Annotated in this window: 10 protein-coding genes; 1 reads left to right on the forward strand and 9 read right to left on the reverse strand. The window is 72.4% G+C overall.

Annotation, left to right across the window (positions count from 1 at the left end):
• Positions 1–73 precede the first annotated feature (73 nt).
• The 9 genes from ACH4U7_RS36275 to bldG form a co-directional block, all read right to left on the reverse strand.
• Positions 74–1,345 (reverse strand): DNA polymerase III subunit delta', encoded by a 1,272-nt coding sequence (locus ACH4U7_RS36275; RefSeq protein WP_398532034.1) that lies wholly within the window; start codon positions 1,343–1,345, stop codon positions 74–76.
• Between the two features lie 95 nt (positions 1,346–1,440).
• On the reverse strand, positions 1,441–4,677 hold the full coding sequence (gene tmk, locus ACH4U7_RS36280; RefSeq protein WP_398532035.1) for a dTMP kinase: 3,237 nt from the start codon (positions 4,675–4,677) through the stop codon (positions 1,441–1,443).
• Between the two features lie 220 nt (positions 4,678–4,897).
• The gene (gene topA, locus ACH4U7_RS36285) at positions 4,898–7,801 is read right to left on the reverse strand and encodes a type I DNA topoisomerase (RefSeq protein WP_398532036.1); all 2,904 of its coding nucleotides are present in this window, start codon (positions 7,799–7,801) and stop codon (positions 4,898–4,900) included.
• 210 nt (positions 7,802–8,011) lie between these two features.
• Entirely contained in the window at positions 8,012–8,209 is a 198-nt protein-coding gene (locus tag ACH4U7_RS36290) for a hypothetical protein (RefSeq protein ID WP_089512874.1), read from the reverse strand.
• A gap of 234 nt (positions 8,210–8,443) precedes the next feature.
• The gene (locus ACH4U7_RS36295; RefSeq protein WP_398532037.1) at positions 8,444–10,033 is read right to left on the reverse strand and encodes a methyltransferase; all 1,590 of its coding nucleotides are present in this window, start codon (positions 10,031–10,033) and stop codon (positions 8,444–8,446) included.
• 251 nt (positions 10,034–10,284) lie between these two features.
• Complete coding sequence (locus ACH4U7_RS36300; RefSeq protein WP_398532038.1) at positions 10,285–10,878, reverse strand: small secreted protein; 594 nt, start codon at positions 10,876–10,878, stop codon at positions 10,285–10,287.
• Between the two features lie 342 nt (positions 10,879–11,220).
• Complete coding sequence (locus tag ACH4U7_RS36305) at positions 11,221–13,674, reverse strand: sodium-translocating pyrophosphatase (RefSeq protein WP_398532039.1); 2,454 nt, start codon at positions 13,672–13,674, stop codon at positions 11,221–11,223.
• Between the two features lie 346 nt (positions 13,675–14,020).
• Entirely contained in the window at positions 14,021–14,455 is a 435-nt protein-coding gene (locus ACH4U7_RS36310) for an ATP-binding protein (RefSeq protein WP_089512875.1), read from the reverse strand.
• Positions 14,456–14,541: 86 nt separating this feature from the next.
• Positions 14,542–14,883 (reverse strand): anti-sigma factor antagonist BldG, encoded by a 342-nt coding sequence (gene bldG, locus ACH4U7_RS36315; RefSeq protein ID WP_014178436.1) that lies wholly within the window; start codon positions 14,881–14,883, stop codon positions 14,542–14,544.
• A gap of 54 nt (positions 14,884–14,937) precedes the next feature.
• On the opposite strand from bldG, the gene ACH4U7_RS36320 reads away from it, so the two are divergent.
• Entirely contained in the window at positions 14,938–17,391 is a 2,454-nt protein-coding gene (locus ACH4U7_RS36320) for a DEAD/DEAH box helicase (RefSeq protein WP_398532040.1), read from the forward strand.
• The last annotated feature ends 343 nt before the right edge of the window (positions 17,392–17,734 follow it).

Here is a 17,734-nt window from a genome sequence, read left to right on the forward strand (position 1 = left end):
GCCTGTGGATAACGCCTGTGGACAGAGGCGCATTCGTAGGACAGTCGTACGGGTGAGCGCGGGTGCCGCCGGCTCAGCCCGCGCGCAGCGCCATGGTCATCGCCTCGACTGCCAGCAGCGGCGCCACATTGCGGTCCAGCGCCTCACGGCAGGCCCTGACCGCCTCTATCCGGCGCAGCGTCCGCTCCGGCTTGGAGCCGGCCGCGATCCGCTCCAGCGCGTCCTGGACGTCGGTGTTGGCAAGGGCCGTACGCGAGCCGAACTGGAGCGCGAGTACATCCCGGTAGAAGCCCGCGAGATCGGTCAGGGCGAGGTCGAGGCTGTCGCGCTGGGTGCGGGTCGCGCGGCGCTTCTGGCGATCCTGGAGCTCCTTCATCGCCCCGGCGGTGCCGCGCGGCAGCCGTCCGCCCGTCCCGGCGGCGGCCCCCAGGGCGGCGCGCAGCTCCTCGGTCTCCTTGGCGTCGGTCTCCTCCGCGACCTGCTTGGCATCCTCGGACGCCGCGTCGATCAGCTCCTGGGCGGCCTTCAGACAGCCGCCCACGTCGTCGACCCGCAGGGGCAGCTTGAGCACCGACGCACGGCGGGCCCGCGCCCGCTCGTCGGTGGCCAGCCGGTGGGCACGGTCGATATGTCCCTGGGTAGCGCGGGCGACGGAGGCGGCGAGCCCGGGCTCGATGCCGTCCCGGCGGACGAGGAGGTCGGCGACGGCGTCCACCGGCGGCGTACGGAGGGTCAGCAGCCGGCAGCGGGAGCGGATCGTGGGCAGCACGTCCTCCAGGGACGGCGCGCACAGCAGCCACACCGTACGGGGCGCGGGCTCCTCGACGGCCTTCAGCAGAACGTTTCCCGCGCCCTCGGTCAGGCGGTCGGCGTCCTCCAGGACGATCACCTGCCAGCGGCCGCCGGCCGGTGAGAGCTGAGCGCGGCGGACGAGGTCGCGGGTCTCCTTCACGCCAATGCTCAGCAGGTCCGTACGCACCACCTCGACGTCGGCGTGCGTGCCGACCAGCGCGGTGTGGCAGCCGTCGCAGAAGCCGCAGCCGGGGGCGCCGCCGAGTGCCCGGTCAGGGCTGACGCACTGCAGCGCCGCGGCGAAGGCGCGGGCGGCGGCGGCACGGCCGGAGCCGGGCGGGCCGGTGAACAGCCAGGCGTGGGTCATCTTCGACGCGGCGGGGGGCGAGGCGGGCGGCTCGCTCCCGGCGCCGGCCGACCCGCCTTCGGACGCGGCGGACGTGGCGGACGCGGCGGACGCGGCGGCCGTGACCAGCGCGTCCGCGTCGCGCGCGGCAGCCGTCAGCTGGCTCGCCACCCGGTCCTGTCCGACCAGGTCGTCCCACACCGCCATGCCCGCCTCCGCCGCTCGTCCCTACGGCATCCCATTGTGGTCCACTCCACCGACAGGCACTGCCAAGACCTGACAGCGCGGGTGGCCCCACCAGGTCAGCGGCGGCGCCCGTCCTCGTCGTCGCGCGGGCCCAGCAGTTCGTCGGCCAGCGTCGGCAGGTCGTCCAGCGGGGTCTCCTCCGCCCACTCCGGGCGGCGGCGCTGCCGGGGGCGACTGGACGGCTCAGCCTGGCGGGGCGGTTGCCCCTCGCCGAACTGCGGGAGCTCGCGGGTGCGCTCGTTCCCCTGCTCACCGCCCTGTCCGCCCTGGCCACCCTGCCGCTCCTCCGGCCGGAACAGCCACGGCGGCACCCGGTCGGCCGGGTCGCCGGAATCCGCGGGCCGGTCGTCCCGTACGGGCGGCAGCACGGCCGTCTCATCGGCCGCGCCCGTCGGCGGAGCGGACGGCGCGGGCGGGGAGGGCGGCATCGGCAGTACGGCCGTCTCCTCCGCGTCCGAGCCGCCCTGCGGCCGCACGGGCGGCAGCACAGCGGTCGCGTCGGCGTCCGCCGCCCCTTCGCCGGGGCGGGCGCTCCGGGGGTCGACGCGCGGTGTCTGAACGGTGTCCGTCGTGTCCGCGTCGTCGGCCGGGGCGGGGGCCGGCGGCGGGACCGCGGCCGGGGTCTCGACGGTCGGCGCGTCAGCCCCGGCCGTCGGGGAAGCACCCGCGGAAGCACCCTCTGCGGGGGAGGTGGACGGCGTGCTCGCGGAGCGGGACCGGCCCGCCTCCGCCGCCAGCCGGGCCTGCTCGGCCCGCAGCAGCGCCTCCTCCGCCTTGCGCTGCTCCTCCAGGCGGCGCTCCTCCGCCTCGGCCCGCAGCCTGGCCTCCTCCTCGGCCTCGCGGCGGCGCCGCTCCTCCTCGGCAGCGCGGGCCCGGTCCTCGGCCTCGATGCGCTTGCGCTCCTCTTCGGCGCGCCGGCGGGCGTCCTCGGCCCGCTTACGGGCCTCCTCCGCCTGCCGCTCGGCCTCGCGCTGCCGGGCCTCCTCCAGCTCGCGGCGCTTGCGCTCCTCTTCCTCGGCGCGCGCCTTGGCGAGGGCTTCCTGCCGCTCGCGCTCCAGCCGCTCCTCCTCCGCCTTGCGGCGGGCCTCCTCCTCGGCCTTGCGGCGCGCTTCTTCCTCGGCCTTGCGCCGGGCTTCCTCCTGGGCCTTCACCTCCGCCTCGGACAGCGGCAGCACCAGGTCCAGGCGGTGGCGTACGACGGCGGTGACGGCCTCGGGCAGCTGGCCGGCGTCGACGACGAGGTAGCGGGCCGGGTCGGCGGCCGCGAGGGTCAGGAATCCGTTCCGTACCCGCTGGTGGAACTCGGCGGGCTCGGACTCGAGCCGGTCCGGGGCCTCGGTGAAACGCTCCCGCGCGGTCTCCGGCGCGACGTCGAGCAGCACGGTCAGATGCGGCACGAGGCCGTTGGTCGCCCAGCGCGAGATGCGGGCGATCTCGGTCGGGGCGAGGTCGCGGCCCGCGCCCTGGTAGGCGACGGACGAGTCGATGTAGCGGTCCGAGATGACGACCGCGCCGCGCTCCAGCGCCGGGCGGACCACGGAGTCGACGTGCTCGGCGCGGTCGGCCGCGTACAGCAGCGCCTCCGCCCGGTGCGAGATCCCGGCCGAGGAGACGTCGAGCAGGATCGAGCGCAGCCGCTTGCCGATGGCGGTCGCGCCCGGCTCGCGGGTCACCACGACCTCGTGGCCCTTGCCCCTTATCCACTCAGCGAGCGCTTCGACCTGGGTGGTCTTGCCCGCTCCGTCGCCGCCCTCGACGACGATGAAGAAGCCGTTCCCGGCCGGTGCCTCCACGGGGTCGGCGCCGCGCAGCGCCTCGCGCAGATCGTGCCGCAGCGGTACGCCCTGGCGGTCGTCGGTCTTGCCGAGGACGAGGGCGGCGACGGGCAGCAGCAGCGCGCCGACGAGCATGAGGGTGAAGGCCGCGCCGCCGTGGGCGAAGACGAAGTCGCCGCTGCCCAGCCGGTGCGGTCCGATCGCGGCGGCCAGCAGCGGGGCGGCGACCGCGCCGAGCCCGACGAAGACGCGGACGACGGCGTGCAGATGCTCGGTCGTACGGGCCCGGCGGGACTCCTCGGCCTCCTGGTCGAGCAGGGTGTGGCCGATGTTGGCGGCGATTCCCGCCGAGACGCCGGCGACCACGACGATCAGCACCACGGTCGTGGCGTCGTGGACCAGGCCCGCGACCAGCAGCGACAACCCGGTCAGCGCGATAGCCAGCGCGAGCAGGCGACGCCGGGACAGTCCGGGCAGAACCTTGGGGGCCCAGCGGATGCCGACGGCCGGGCCGCCGCTGAGAGCCAGGACGAGCAGCGAGAAGCCGGCCGGCCCGCCGCCGAGGTCGACCGCCTGCAGCGCGGCCACGCCCACGGCGGCGGCCACCGCGGCCGCGACGGCGGCGCAGGCGAGGACCAGCAGCGGGATGGCGCCGGTGCGGCCCTTGTCGGGGCCGGAGCCTGACGCGGCGCGCGGACGGCGCAACCCCTCCAGGGGGGAGCGCGCGCGGGGGGTTTGCACGCTGGGCAGCTCGACGAAGTACAGGATCGACACGGACGCGGAGAACAGCCCGGCGCCGACGTACGAGCCCAGGGCCGCCTGGTGGCCGTCGAACCACACGACGCCGGTGGCCAGCAGCCTGGCGACGAGCGTGGCGACGAGCAGCGCGGCGGCGGCGATGGGCAGCGTGACGAAGTTCGTACGGAGCCAGAGCCGGCGCAGCGCGTCGAGGTGGTCCGGCAGCGGGCGGACGGCCGCGCCCTCGGCGGGCGGGGCCGGGAGCAGCCCGGGCGCCGCGCCGTCCTTGGCCACGGTCCACAGCCGCTCGGCGACACCGATGACGAAGGTGGTGATGAGCAACCAGGCGACGGCGTCGTCGGGGGTCCAGTCGATCCACAGCGGGGCGACGACGAGCAGCGCCATCCGCACCGCGTCCGCGCCGATCATGGTCCAGCGGCGGTCCAGCGGGCCCGACGGCCCGACCAGCGCGGACAGCGGACCGAGCAGCACCGCCCCGAACAGCAGCGTCGCCAGCAGCCGCACGCCCAGGACCGCCGCGACGGCAAAGGCCGCGCCGCGGTAGCCGTCACCGAAGGCGCCCGTGGCAACGGATGCCTGCAGCGACAGCAGGACGAGCACCAGTACGGCCAGCGCGTCCGCCGTGCCGCCGACGAGCTGGGCGCTCCACAGGCGGCGCAGCGGCGGATGGCGCAGCAGGGCTCGTACGGCACGCTCGCGGGAATCCGCGGCAAGGGCGCCGGATGTGGTGGTCACGTCCGTTGGCTGCTCTCGCGTCATCCCGCCAGCCTATCCGGATCACGTGAATAGACGGCCACCCGCCCGAACAGACGGGCGGGCGTCCGCGTGATCCGCCGGTTTCGGCCGCCTTCGGCCACCGGGTCCGGCGGGCCTCGGCCGCCGAATCCCGTGAGCCTCGGCCGCCAGGCCCGGTGAGCCGTGGCCACCTGGTGCAGCCGGCCTCGGCCGACCCGGACCAGCCGGCCTCGGCCGACCCGGGTCAGTCGGCCTTGGCCGCCGGCTTCGTGGCCGCCTTGGCCGCCGTCGCCGTCTTCTTCGCCGCGGTCTTCTTGGCCGCGGTTGTCTTCTTGGCGGCGGTCTTCTTGGCGGTGGTCGTCTTCTTCGCCGCCGCCTTCTTGGCCGTCGTCGTCTTCTTGGCCGCCGCCTTCTTGGCGGTCTTCTTGGCCGGGCCCTTGGCGCGCTTCTCGGCCAGCAGCTCGTAGCCGCGCTCCGGGGTGATCGTCTCGACGTCGTCGTCGCGGCGCAGCGTCGCGTTGGTCTCGCCGTCGGTGACGTACGGGCCGAAGCGGCCGTCCTTGACGACGACCGGCCGCTCGCTGACCGGGTCGGTGCCCAGCTCCTTCAGCGGCGGCTTGGCCGCGGCCCGGCCGCGCTGCTTGGGCTGCGCGTAGATCGCGAGCGCCTGGTCGAGGGTGATCGTGAAGAGCTGCTCCTCGCCTTCGAGCGAGCGCGAGTCGGTGCCCTTCTTCAGATACGGGCCGTAGCGGCCGTTCTGCGCGGTGATCTCGACGCCCTCGGCGTCGGCGCCCACCACGCGCGGCAGCGACATGAGCCGCAGCGCGTCCTCCAGGGTCACCGTGTCCAGGGACATCGACTTGAAGAGCGAGGCGGTGCGCGGCTTGACCGCGTTCTTGCCGGTCTTCGGGGTGTCCTCGGGCAGCACCTCGGTGACGTACGGACCGTAGCGGCCGTCCTTGGCGACGATCTTGCGGCCGGTCGCCGGGTCGGTGCCGAGCTCGAAGTCTCCGCTCGGCTTGGCGAGCAGTTCCTCCGCGTACTCGACGGTCAGCTCGTCCGGCGGCAGGTCGTCGGGCACGTCGGCGCGCTGTCCGGTCGCGCCCTCGGCCTCGGTCGGCCGCTCGACGTACGGACCGTAGCGGCCGACCCGCAGCACGATGCCGTCGCCCACGGGGAAGGAGGAGATCTCGCGGGCGTCGATCGCGCCGAGGTCGGTGACCAGGTCCTTCAGACCGCCGAGGTGGTCGCCGTCGCCGTTTCCGGCATCGGCCGCGCCGCCCACGGCTCCCGGTGCGGCACCGCTCTCGGCGCCGGGCGCGGTGGCCCCGCCCCCGGGCTCGGTGGCGCTCTCACCGAAGTAGAAGCGCTTGAGCCACGGCACGGCCTGGGCCTCGCCGCGCGCGATGCGGTCGAGGTCGTCCTCCATCTTGGCGGTGAAGTCGTAGTCGACCAGCCGGCCGAAGTGCTTCTCCAGCAGGTTGACCACGGCGAAGCTCAGGAAGGACGGGACCAGCGCGGTGCCCTTCTTGAAGACATAGCCACGGTCCAGGATGGTCCCGATGATCGAGGCGTAGGTCGAGGGGCGGCCGATCTCGCGCTCTTCGAGCTCCTTGACCAGCGAGGCCTCGGTGTAGCGGGCCGGGGGCTTGGTGGCGTGGCCGTCGGCGGTGATCTCCTGGGCGGCCAGCCGGTCGCCCTCGGCGACCTGCGGCAGGCGCCGCTCGCGGTCGTCGAGCTCGGCGTTCGGGTCGTCCGCGCCCTCCACATAGGCCTTCATAAAGCCGTGGAAGGTGATCGTCTTACCGGAAGCGGAGAACTCGGCGTCACGGCCGTCGCTCGCCCGGCCGCCGATCTTGACGGTGACGGAGTTGCCGACCGCGTCCTTCATCTGGGAGGCGACGGTCCGCTTCCAGATCAGCTCGTACAGCCGGAACTGGTCGCCGGCCAGGCCGGTCTCCGCCGGGGTGCGGAAGCGGTCGCCCGAGGGGCGGATGGCCTCGTGGGCCTCCTGGGCGTTCTTGACCTTGCCCGCGTACGTGCGCGGCTTGTCCGGCAGGAAGTCGGCGCCGTACAGCTGGGTGACCTGCGCCCGGGCCGCCGCCACCGCCGTCTCGGACAGGGTGGTGGAGTCCGTACGCATATAGGTGATGAAGCCGTTCTCGTACAGCTTCTGCGCCACCTGCATGGTCGCCTTGGCGCCGAAGCCCAGCTTGCGGCTGGCCTCCTGCTGCAGGGTGGTGGTACGGAACGGGGCGTACGGCGAGCGGCGGTACGGCTTGGACTCGACGGAACGCACCGTGAAGGCGGTGTCCGCGAGGGCCGTGACCAGCCCGCGGGCCCCCGCCTCGTCCAGGTGCAGAACCTGGGCGCCGCCCTTGAGCTGCCCGGTCGAGGTGAAGTCGCGGCCCTGGGCGACACGACGGCCGTCGACGGCGGTCAGCCGAGCGCCGAAGGTGCCGGGGTCGCTGGTGTCACCGGTCCGGCCGGTCGCGAAAACGCCGGTCAGGTCCCAGTACTCGGCGGAGCGGAAGGCGATACGGTCGCGCTCGCGCTCGACGACCAGGCGGGTGGCCACCGACTGGACGCGGCCCGCGGACAGGCCGCGCATGACCTTCTTCCACAGGACCGGCGAGACCTCGTAGCCGTAGAGGCGGTCGAGGATACGGCGGGTCTCCTGGGCGTCGACCAGCCGCTGGTTCAGCTCGCGCGGATTGGCGACGGCGGCGCGGATCGCGTCCTTGGTGATCTCGTGGAAGACCATCCGGCGGACCGGGACCTTGGGCTTGAGCACCTGCTGGAGGTGCCAGGCGATGGCCTCGCCCTCACGGTCCTCATCGGTGGCCAGGAAGAGCTCGTCCGAGTCGGCGAGCAGTTCCTTGAGCTTCCTGACCTGGCTTTTCTTGTCAGCGTTGACGACATAGACGGGCTGGAAGTCGTGTTCGACGTCCACACCGAGGCGGCGGACCTCCCCGGTGTACTGGTCGGGCACCTCGGCCGCACCGTTCGGCAGGTCCCTGATGTGCCCGACGCTGGCTTCGACGACGTAGCCCGGGCCGAGATAGCCCTTGATCGTCTTCGCCTTGGCAGGCGACTCGACGATGACGAGTCGGCGGCCGCCCTGTGCGGTCTCGCTGGTCGGGGACAACTTCGCTCTTCTCTCCGGTCGACGCTCGGTGAACGGGCACTACTCACGGGTTACGCGTACACGTACACCACTACGGTGACGCTGCGGAGTGTGACGGTACCTCCCGGCCCCGTGTCAAACGGAAAAAGCCCGCAACGCCACTCGAACGGTAACCCGACAAGCGTCCTGTCTGCCGCCCGGACCGGCACTCGGCGCCGCGCAAGGGCCCTGTCAGGCGTAAACCAGGCACCAGATCCCGCCGCCCAGCGCGGCGGTACCGAAGAGAACGGAGAGGACCGCAGAAGCGACAGGGCTCACACCGTGCGCGACCGGCGCACGCAGCCGCGTTCGCGCCGCTGTCCACAGCAGCAGCGCGGCGCCGAACACGACAAATGCCGTACCGGCGAAGATCGCGGGTCCCCTCTCCATGGGCAGAGCGTGGCACCCATGGAAGGCGTACGCGCGAACCACGGGTGAACAGCGCACGACCCGACCTTCCGGCGCTTCCGGCCATGATCACGCCCCCGAGTGGCAACTTCTTGCCATCCGGGCGGCTCCCGGAGCGTCGCACGCACTCCGGCGCACTACCCCCCGCTCCCCCATCCGTCCACCGGCTCGTCCATCGGCTGCTCCCCTCCGTCCGTCGCGTCGGCTCGTCCGCGACTAATCCACTGCCCCGTCCACCGCCCCGTCCACCGGCTCGTCCACCGGCTCGTCCACCGGATGCAGGAACCCCTGCTCGACCAGAAGGCGGATCGAGTCGGGGGTACGGTCGCGCAGCACCACCGGATCCTCCCCGAGCAGTTGGGCGATCGCGTCCAGGATCCGGCCCGCGCTGAGCGTGCCGTCGCACACCCCCGCGAACCCCGCGCCGACCGTGTCCACCTTCGTCGCCCGCCGCATGCCGCGGTTCTGACGGAGCACCACATGCTCGGGGTCCTCCGCCCCGGGCAGCCCCACCTGCTCCTGGACGACCTCGTCGGCGAGCCGGAACCGGGCGGCCAGCAGCGCCGCGTCGTCGTGCGTACGAAGGAAGTCCTGCCGCGCGAAGTGGCCCACGACCGCGTCCCCCAGCGGCTGCTCCACGGGGTGCGGCCACTCCTCAGCGGTCACGGCAGGGCGGTCGGCCCCGGACTTGCGCAGGGTGATCCAGCCGAACCCGACGGCCCTGGTCTTACGGGCCTCGAACTCCTCCAGCCAGGCGTCGTACCGCGCGGCGTACTCGGCGGGGCCGGCGAGATGCGCGCCGGCGTCCCGCAGCCACAACTCGGCGTACTGCGTGATGTCCTGCACCTCGCGCTGCACGATCCACGCGTCACATCCGCTGGGCACCCACGAGGCGATCCGCTCGCGCCAGTCCTCCCCCTCCACGTGCTGCCAGTTGGCCAGCAGCTGGCACCAACCGCCGTCGGCGAGATGGTCGGCGGACCGCTGGACCAGGGTGCGGCACAGATCGTCGCCGGACATCCCGCCGTCCCGGTAGACCAGCCGGTCCCGCCCGGAGGAAGGCGGCGAGATCACGAAGGGCGGATTGGAGACGATCAGGTCGTACGTCTCGTCGGCGACCGGCTCGAAGAGCGAGCCCTCCCGCAGATCGGGCTCCGCCGCGCCGGACAGGGCGAGGGTCAGCCGCGCGATGCGCAGGGCGCGCGGATTGGTGTCCGTGGCGGTCACGGAGGCGGCGTGACGGGAGGCGTGCAGCGCCTGGATGCCCGAGCCGGTGCCCAGGTCGAGGGCCCGGGCAACCGGGGCGCGGACGGTGAGACCGGCGAGGGTCGTGGACGCCCCGCCGACCCCGAGGACGAGCCCGGAGCGGTCCACGCCGCCCGGCGCGCCGCCGGGCCCGCCGATGCCTCCCGCGCCGCCCACCGCGCAGCCCAGGTCGGAGACGATCCACCAGTCCTCGCCCTGCGGGCCGCCGTACGGGCGCACGTCCACCGTCGCCCGCACCTCGTCGCCGTCGCGCACCAGCCAGCCGTCGGCGAGGCAGTCCTCGGCGGGCAGGGCGGCGGCCGCCCGCCCGTACGCCACCGGGCGCTGCAGCAGGAAGAGCCGCACCAGCGTCTCCAGCGGGCTGTCGCCCCGCGTGGCGCGCAGGGCGGGGACGGTCTCGCTGCGCGCCAGGGCGGCATAGGCGGGCGCGCCGAGCAGATCCAGCAGGCCGTCGGCGGTGAAGGCGGCGGCCAGCAGCGCGCCGCGCAGGCGGGCGATGCGCTCGGGGTCGGCGGGGCTGGGGAGACGGTGCGTACTCACGCTCCCATTGTCGGGGGCACCACTGACAGCGGGCGACGCCGGGCCGGGGCAGTTGGGGGGTGGCGCCTGCTGGTTGGCGGTCGGCGGCGGGTCAGCGCCCGGCCGTTGTCGCGGGTCGGCGGCGGGCGGCGGGCGGCGGGCGGCGGGCGGCGGGCGGCGGGCGGCGGGCGGCGGGCGGCGGGCGGCGCGATGGTGAGGGCGCGCCGCCCGCGCGGGGACGACGGTTACGTCGGCTGCGTCGGCTGCGTCGGTCAGGACGGCGACGCGGTGCTGGTGCCCTTGGGCTTCTGGCAGCCGGGCTGCTTGGCCATCGCCTTGCCGACCTCACCCTCCTGCAGCTTCTGCAGGGCCTTGTCACCCGAATTGCTGAGCGTCTTGAGGTCGTCGGCGATGCTGTTGAGGCCCGCGGCGAACTTTGCCTTGTCCGAGGTGTCGAGCTTGTCGACGGCCGTCTGGAGGTCCTTGTACGCCTTGGAGGTGCTGTTCAGCTCCTTGACCGCCTGCTTCTGGGTCTGCTCGCCGCCCTCGACGGGTGGGGCGCCCGCGTTCTGCACGGCCTTGCCGAGCGCCGCGTACGCCTCGGAGATATCGCCGAATGCCTGGGAGTCGGTCTGTTGAAGCTTCTTGGAGTCCGGTTCATCGGACGCGGCCTGGATCGCGGCGTTGGCGCTCTGGATCTTCTTCAGCTGCGGCTGCACCTCGTCGCAGACCGTCTTGGCCCAGTCGTTGACCTTCTTGTTGCTCTCGCCCCCGCCGCCTCCGCAGCCGGTCAGCGCCACGACGAGTGCCGCACCGCCGGACAGTGCCGCCACAAGCTTCTTGTTCACCGGATTGGTCCCTTCCATGGCTCTTCTCGGCCCCGGAACATACACGGCCGAGCGGCCGGGGCCCTGGGATGAGCGTCCCTTATATGACCTTCTGAAGCCATTTGAACCAAGCCAGGTGTGCTTTCCGCCTCACCTTGGGGCCAAACCCTGGGACCGGATCCTGAGCCCGGATCCTGAGCCCAGATCCTGTGCCCGGAAGCCTGTTTGCGCCTGGAGCCTGAGCTCGGACGCTCTCCCCCGGGGCCGGACCCGCTCGCCCCGGGCCCGGACGCGGAAACGGGCGGACAGCGTGCCGACGCACGCTGTCCGCCCGCCTGTCGCAGGGCTCTCCCCCGCCGGCCCACGGCCCGCTTCCCCGGGTCAGGACACCACCGCGGCGTCGGCTGACTTCCCCACCCGCTCGGAGTTGCCTTCGTCACCCACCGCGATACCGCGCCGCTTGGACATGTACACGGCTGCGATGATGATCAACAAGGCCAGCGTCGCGATCCCGGCCCGCAGGCCCGGGCTGGCGTTGTCGCCGTAGGAGAACTTCACGACCGCCGGGGCGATCAGCAGCGCCACCAGGTTCATGACCTTCAGTAGCGGGTTGATCGCGGGGCCCGCAGTGTCCTTGAACGGGTCGCCGACCGTGTCGCCGATCACCGTCGCCGCATGCGCCTCGCTGCCCTTGCCGCCGTAGTGGCCGTCCTCCACCAGCTTCTTCGCGTTGTCCCACGCGCCGCCGGAGTTCGCCAGGAAGACCGCCATCAACGTCCCGGTGCCGATCGCGCCGGCCAGGAACGAGCCGAGCGCGCCGACCCCGAGGGTGAACCCGACCGCGATCGGTGCCAGCACGGCGAGCAGCCCGGGCGTGGCGAGCTCGCGCAGCGCGTCCTTGGTGCAGATGTCGACGACCCGCCCGTACTCGGGCGTCTCGCTGTAGTCCATGATCCCGGGCTTCTCGCGGAACTGCCGCCGCACCTCGAAGACCACCGCGCCCGCGGACCGCGACACCGCGTTGATCGCCAGCCCCGAGAAGAGGAAGACGACGGCGGCGCCGAGCACGAGCCCGACGAGGTTGTTCGGCTGCGAGATGTCCAGGCTCAGGTTCATCTTCCCGGACACGGTCGTGTGCACCTCGGCGATCGCCTCCGCGATGGCGTCGCGGTACGAGCCGAAGAGCGCCGAGGCGGCGAGCACCGCCGTCGCGATGGCGATGCCCTTGGTGATCGCCTTGGTGGTGTTGCCGACCGCGTCGAGGTCCGTGAGCACCTGCGCGCCCGCGCCCACGACATCGCCGGACATCTCGGCGATGCCCTGGGCGTTGTCGGAGACCGGGCCGAAGGTGTCCATGGCGACGATCACGCCCACGGTGGTGAGCAGACCCGTGCCGGCCAGCGCGACCGCGAACAGCGCCAGCATGATCGAGGTGCCGCCGAGCAGGAACGCGCCGTAGACGCTGAGGCCGATCAGCACCGCCGAGTACACCGCGGACTCCAGCCCGACCGAGATCCCGGCGAGCACGACCGTGGCGGGACCGGTCAGGGACGTCTTGCCGATGTCGCGCACCGGCCGCCGGGTGGTCTCGGTGAAGTAGCCGGTGAGCTGCTGGATGAGCGCGGCGAGCACGATGCCGATGGCGACGGCGACGAGCGCGAGCACCCGCGGGTCCCCGCCGTGGCCGAGGATCGCGCGGTCGGTGACGCCGTCCAGGTCGGCGTAGCTGGACGGCAGATAGGCGAAGACCGCGGCCGCCACCAGCGCCAGCGAGATCACCGCGGAGATGAAGAAGCCGCGGTTGATGGCGGTCATGCCGCTGCGGTCGGCGCGCCGCGGGGCCACGGCGAAGATGCCGATCATGGCGGTGACCACGCCGATGGCCGGGACCAGCAGCGGGAACACCAGGCCCGCGTCGCCAAAGGCGGCTTTGCCGAGGATCAGCGCGGCGACCAGGGTCACGGCGTACGACTCGAACAGGTCGGCCGCCATGCCCGCGCAGTCCCCGACGTTGTCCCCGACGTTGTCCGCGATGGTCGCGGCATTGCGCGGGTCGTCCTCGGGGATGCCCTTTTCGATCTTGCCGACGAGGTCGGCGCCGACGTCGGCGGCCTTGGTGAAGATGCCGCCGCCGACACGCATGAACATTGCGATCAGGGCCGCGCCCAGGCCGAAGCCTTCGAGCACCTTGGGTGCGTCGGCCGCGTAAACCAGCACCACGCAGGAGGCGCCGAGCAGGCCGAGACCGACGGTGAACATGCCGACCACGCCGCCCGTGCGGAATGCGATCTTCATGGCCTTGTGCGAGACGGCCGTCAGATCGACACCCGATTCGCCCGCGGAAGGGGGCGTGGAAGAGGGAGAACTCCCATTGACGGGAGCCGCCCCGGACGGCTTCTCCGGTGTCGCCTCACGGGCGGCGGCCGCGACCCGCACATTGCTGCGCACCGCGAGCCACATCCCGATATAGCCAGTGGCCGCCGAGAATCCGGCGCCGATCAGAAAGAACACCGATCGCCCGATGCGCTGCTTCCAGTCGTCCGCCGGCAACAGCATGAGCAGGAAGAACACCACGACGGCGAATACTCCGAGAGTGCGCAGCTGCCGGGCCAGATAGGCATTCGCGCCTTCCTGGACCGCCGCGGCGATCTTCTTCATGGTGTCGGTGCCCTGGCCGGCCGCGAGCACTTGTCGTACCAGCGTCACCGCGACCACGAGTGCCGCCACCGCGACCGCGGCGATCACCAGCACGATCACTCTGCTGTCATCGGTCAGTTCTGCGGCAGCCAGGGTTGGGGGAAGGTCCAGTGGATGAGGGGTGAGTTGCCCCGCCATTCGTCCTCCTTGACGTTTGGCACATGGGCGCGCAGCAGTTCTGCGACCGCAGAAGAGCCGCCACGCTCAGGCGTCCTGAGCTCAAGATGTGGACGGATTGTAGGGAGCGGCACCAGATCAAAACAGGGCGCCGGAATAGGAATTCGCCTGCACCAGCGAAGATCAATAGGTTTCGGCCTCAGTAATTCCCTCGGATGAAGGAAGGCACCTAATTCGCTGACGCATAGATAATGATCTCTATAAACGATCTCAGTGTCATATAAAAAGCCCTGCTCAGCGCATGGCCAGAGCAGGGCGGAGCACCCTGCGCCGACGTCCGCTATGGACCCCGGCGCGAGCGGTGGAGCTACGGCAGAAGGGACTGGGGAGCGGTGGGCCAGCTCATCCGAATACGGCCGCCGGTCTCGCTCGTCGTCACCTCGACGTCGTCGACCAGCCCGCTGATGACCGCGAGCCCCATCTCGTCCTCTCCCTCGGCCGCCGGCTCCTCGTCCACGTCGGGATGGGAGCCGGGCGTCAGCCCGGCGGATGTCGGCGACTCGTCGCCGACCTCGATGGAGAACTTCTTCTCCTCATCGGTCAGGACCACCCGCACCGGGGCCTCCACCCCGTTGCTCAGATGGAGCCCGACCGCGCGCGTGCATGCCTCGCCGACCGCAAGCCGCACCTCGTCGAGCACGGCCTCGTCCACCCCGGCCCGACGCGCCACGGCCGCCGCCACCAGGCGTGCGGTTCTGACGTGCTCGGGCAGGGCGCTGAAGCGGAGTTCGACGGTGGCCATGCCATCCCCCTCGGGCGTATGGGCGTGCATCTCAGGGGGCCGGGCGGAGCCGCCCGGTACCCCCTTGTTCTTCCGGTGGCGGCTGATCAGTCGGTCGCCGCGACGGCGTCATCGACCGAGGTGTGAATCGGGAACACCTTGGTCAGACCGGTGATACGGAAGATTTTGAGAATGCGCTCCTGGTTGCAGACGAGGCGCAGCGAGCCCTCATGGGCCCGCACTCGCTTGAGCCCGCCGACGAGCACGCCGAGTCCGGTGGAGTCGAGGAAGTCGACGCCCTCCATGTCGACGACCAAGTGGTAATTGCCGTCGTTGACAAGCTCGACCAGCTGCTCGCGCAGCTTGGGCGCGGTGTATACATCAATCTCGCCACCGACCTCGACGACCGTGCGGTCGCCAACGGTCCGGGTCGACAGGGACAGGTCCACGGATCCTCCAGCACCTTGCATCGAGCGGTCGCCCCCCATGGATCGGCAGCCGCGATGGCATTCAATCACTTACCAGCAGGCGCGCACGACGCCTTGAGCCCATTGTCCGTCAGACCAGTGACAGACTCGGTGTCGATGGCCCACAACCAACTCCCGCGGCAGGCGGGCATACGCACCTCACCCCGGACCGTCCTCGGTCGGCTCACCACCGGGGCGAGCCGGGCTGCGCGCATCACTCATACGGAGCACTTGCCCCCGCGTATCGGGACCCATGCCGATTGGCCTCGCCAGATCCGGCCGGAAGTCGTCGATGCCGTCCAGGCCGCCGGAATCGAGCGCCCGTGGGCCCACCAAGCGCGTACGGCCGAGCACGCGCTGCGAGGCGAATCCGTGGTCGTCGCCACGGGCACCGCGTCAGGGAAGTCCCTGGCCTATCTGGCCCCCGTGCTCAGCGCCCTCCTGGACGGCTCGGAGGCGCCCAGCGGACGCGGCACCACCGCCCTGTACCTGGCGCCCACCAAGGCCCTGGCCGCCGACCAGCGCCGCGCCGTGGCCGATCTCGCCGCCCCGCTGGGCACCGGCATCCGCGCCGCGGTGTACGACGGGGACACCCCGGTCGAGGAGCGCGAGTGGGTCCGCCAGTACGCGAACTACGTGCTCACCAACCCCGACATGCTGCACCGCGGCATCCTGCCCGGGCACCCCAGATGGTCCTCCTTCCTGCGCGCACTGCGCTATGTCGTCATCGATGAGTGCCACACCTACCGGGGCGTCTTCGGCTCCCACGTGGCCCAGGTGCTGCGCCGACTGCGCCGCGTCTGCGCCCGCTACGGCTCCTCTCCCGTCTTCCTGCTCGCCTCCGCGACCGCCGCCGACCCGGCCGTCGCGGCGACCCGGCTGACCGGCCTTCCTGTGGTGGAGATCACCGACGACTCCTCACCCCGGGGCGAGGTGGTCTTCGCCCTGTGGGAGCCGCCGCTGACCGAGCTGCACGGCGAACAGGGCGCCCCGATCCGCCGCACCGCCACGGCGGAATCCGCGGACCTGCTCACCGACCTGGCCGTCCAGGGCGTCCGTACGGTCGCCTTCGTACGCTCCCGGCGCGGCGCCGAGCTCATCGCCCTGATCGCCCAGGAACGGCTCGCCGAGGTCGACCGGTCCCTGGCGGACCGGGTCGCCGCCTACCGCGGCGGCTATCTCCCCGAGGAGCGCCGCGCCCTGGAGCGCGCCCTGCACTCCGGGGACCTCCTCGGGCTCGCCGCCACCACCGCCCTGGAGCTGGGGATGGACGTGGCCGGGCTGGACGCCGTCGTCCTCGCCGGATACCCGGGCACCCGCGCCTCCCTGTGGCAGCAGGCGGGGCGTGCCGGGCGCGCCGGCCAGGGCGCGCTGGCGATCCTCGTGGCTCGGGACGACCCGCTGGACACCTATCTCGTCCACCACCCGGAAGCCCTCTTCCGGCAGCCCGTCGAATCCACCGTGCTGGACCCGGACAACCCGTACGTCCTCGCGCCCCACCTCTGCGCGGCCGCCGCCGAGCTGCCGCTCACCGAGGCGGATCTCGAACTCTTCGGCCCTGCCACCGAGGAGCTGATGCCACAGCTGGAGCAGCGCCGACTGCTCCGCCGCCGTGCGACCGCCTGGCACTGGACCCGCCGCGAGCGCGCCGCCGACCTCACCGACATCCGCGGCGAAGGCGGCCGGCCGGTGCAGATCGTGGAGGCCGCGACGGGGCGGCTGCTGGGCACCGTGGACGCCTCAGCCGCCCACGCCACCGTCCACGAAGGCGCCGTCCACCTCCACCAGGGCCGGAGCTACCTCGTCAAACAGCTCGACCTCGAAGACTCGGTCGCGCTCGTGGAGGAGGCCTCCCCGCCGTATTCGACCACCGCCCGCGACACCACGGCGATCTCCATCCTGGAGACCACCACCGAGGTCCCGTGGGGCGACGCACGGCTGTGCTTCGGCTCCGTCGAGGTCACCAACCAGGTCGTCTCCTTTCTGCGTCGCAAGCTGATCAGCGGCGAGGTCCTCGGCGAGTCCAGGCTCGACCTCCCGCCCCGTACGCTGCGCACCCGGGCCGTGTGGTGGACGGTCACCGACGACCAGCTCGAGGACGCCCGCGTCGCCCCCGAAGCCCTCGGCGGCGCCCTGCACGCCGCCGAGCACGCCTCCATCGGCATGCTGCCGCTGTTCGCGACCTGCGACCGCTGGGACATCGGCGGGGTCTCCATCCCGCTCCACCCCGACACCCTCCTTCCGACCGTGTTCGTCTACGACGGGCACCCCGGCGGCGCGGGCTTCGCCGAACGCGCCTTCCACACCGCCGCCCGCTGGCTCACGGCCACCCGCGAGGCGATCGCGGCCTGCGAGTGCGAATCCGGCTGTCCGTCCTGCATCCAGTCCCCCAAGTGCGGCAACGGCAACGACCCGCTCGACAAGAAGGCCGCCATCCGCCTCCTGACCACCCTCCTCGCCAAGGCCCCACCCCAGCCGACCGACAGCTGACGCCGGACAGCCGACGCCGGACAGCCGACGACGGCGTCCGACAGCTGGGGCCGGGCCTCTGGCACCTGACGCGGGCGCCGGGCATCCGGTAGCCGGTAGCCGGTAGCCGGTAGCCGGTAGCCGGTAGCCGGTAGCCGGTAGCCGGTAGCCGACGGTGGGGCGTCCGGCACCCGACGCCGGGCGCCTGAGACGCCTGAGACGCCTGACAGCTTTCACCGGGCGCCTGACGACTCGCATCTGACGGGCCGGTATCGGGATCCGCGCCCGGTTCGCGGACGTACGACCCGAGCCCGTGCCGACCCCGGCCCCGGCCGCTGGTCGGGTCCCGCCACCGTCCCGCCCC

It is taken from the genome of Streptomyces sp. NPDC020845, from assembly GCF_044334165.1.
Classification (GTDB): Bacteria; Actinomycetota; Actinomycetes; order Streptomycetales; family Streptomycetaceae; genus Streptomyces.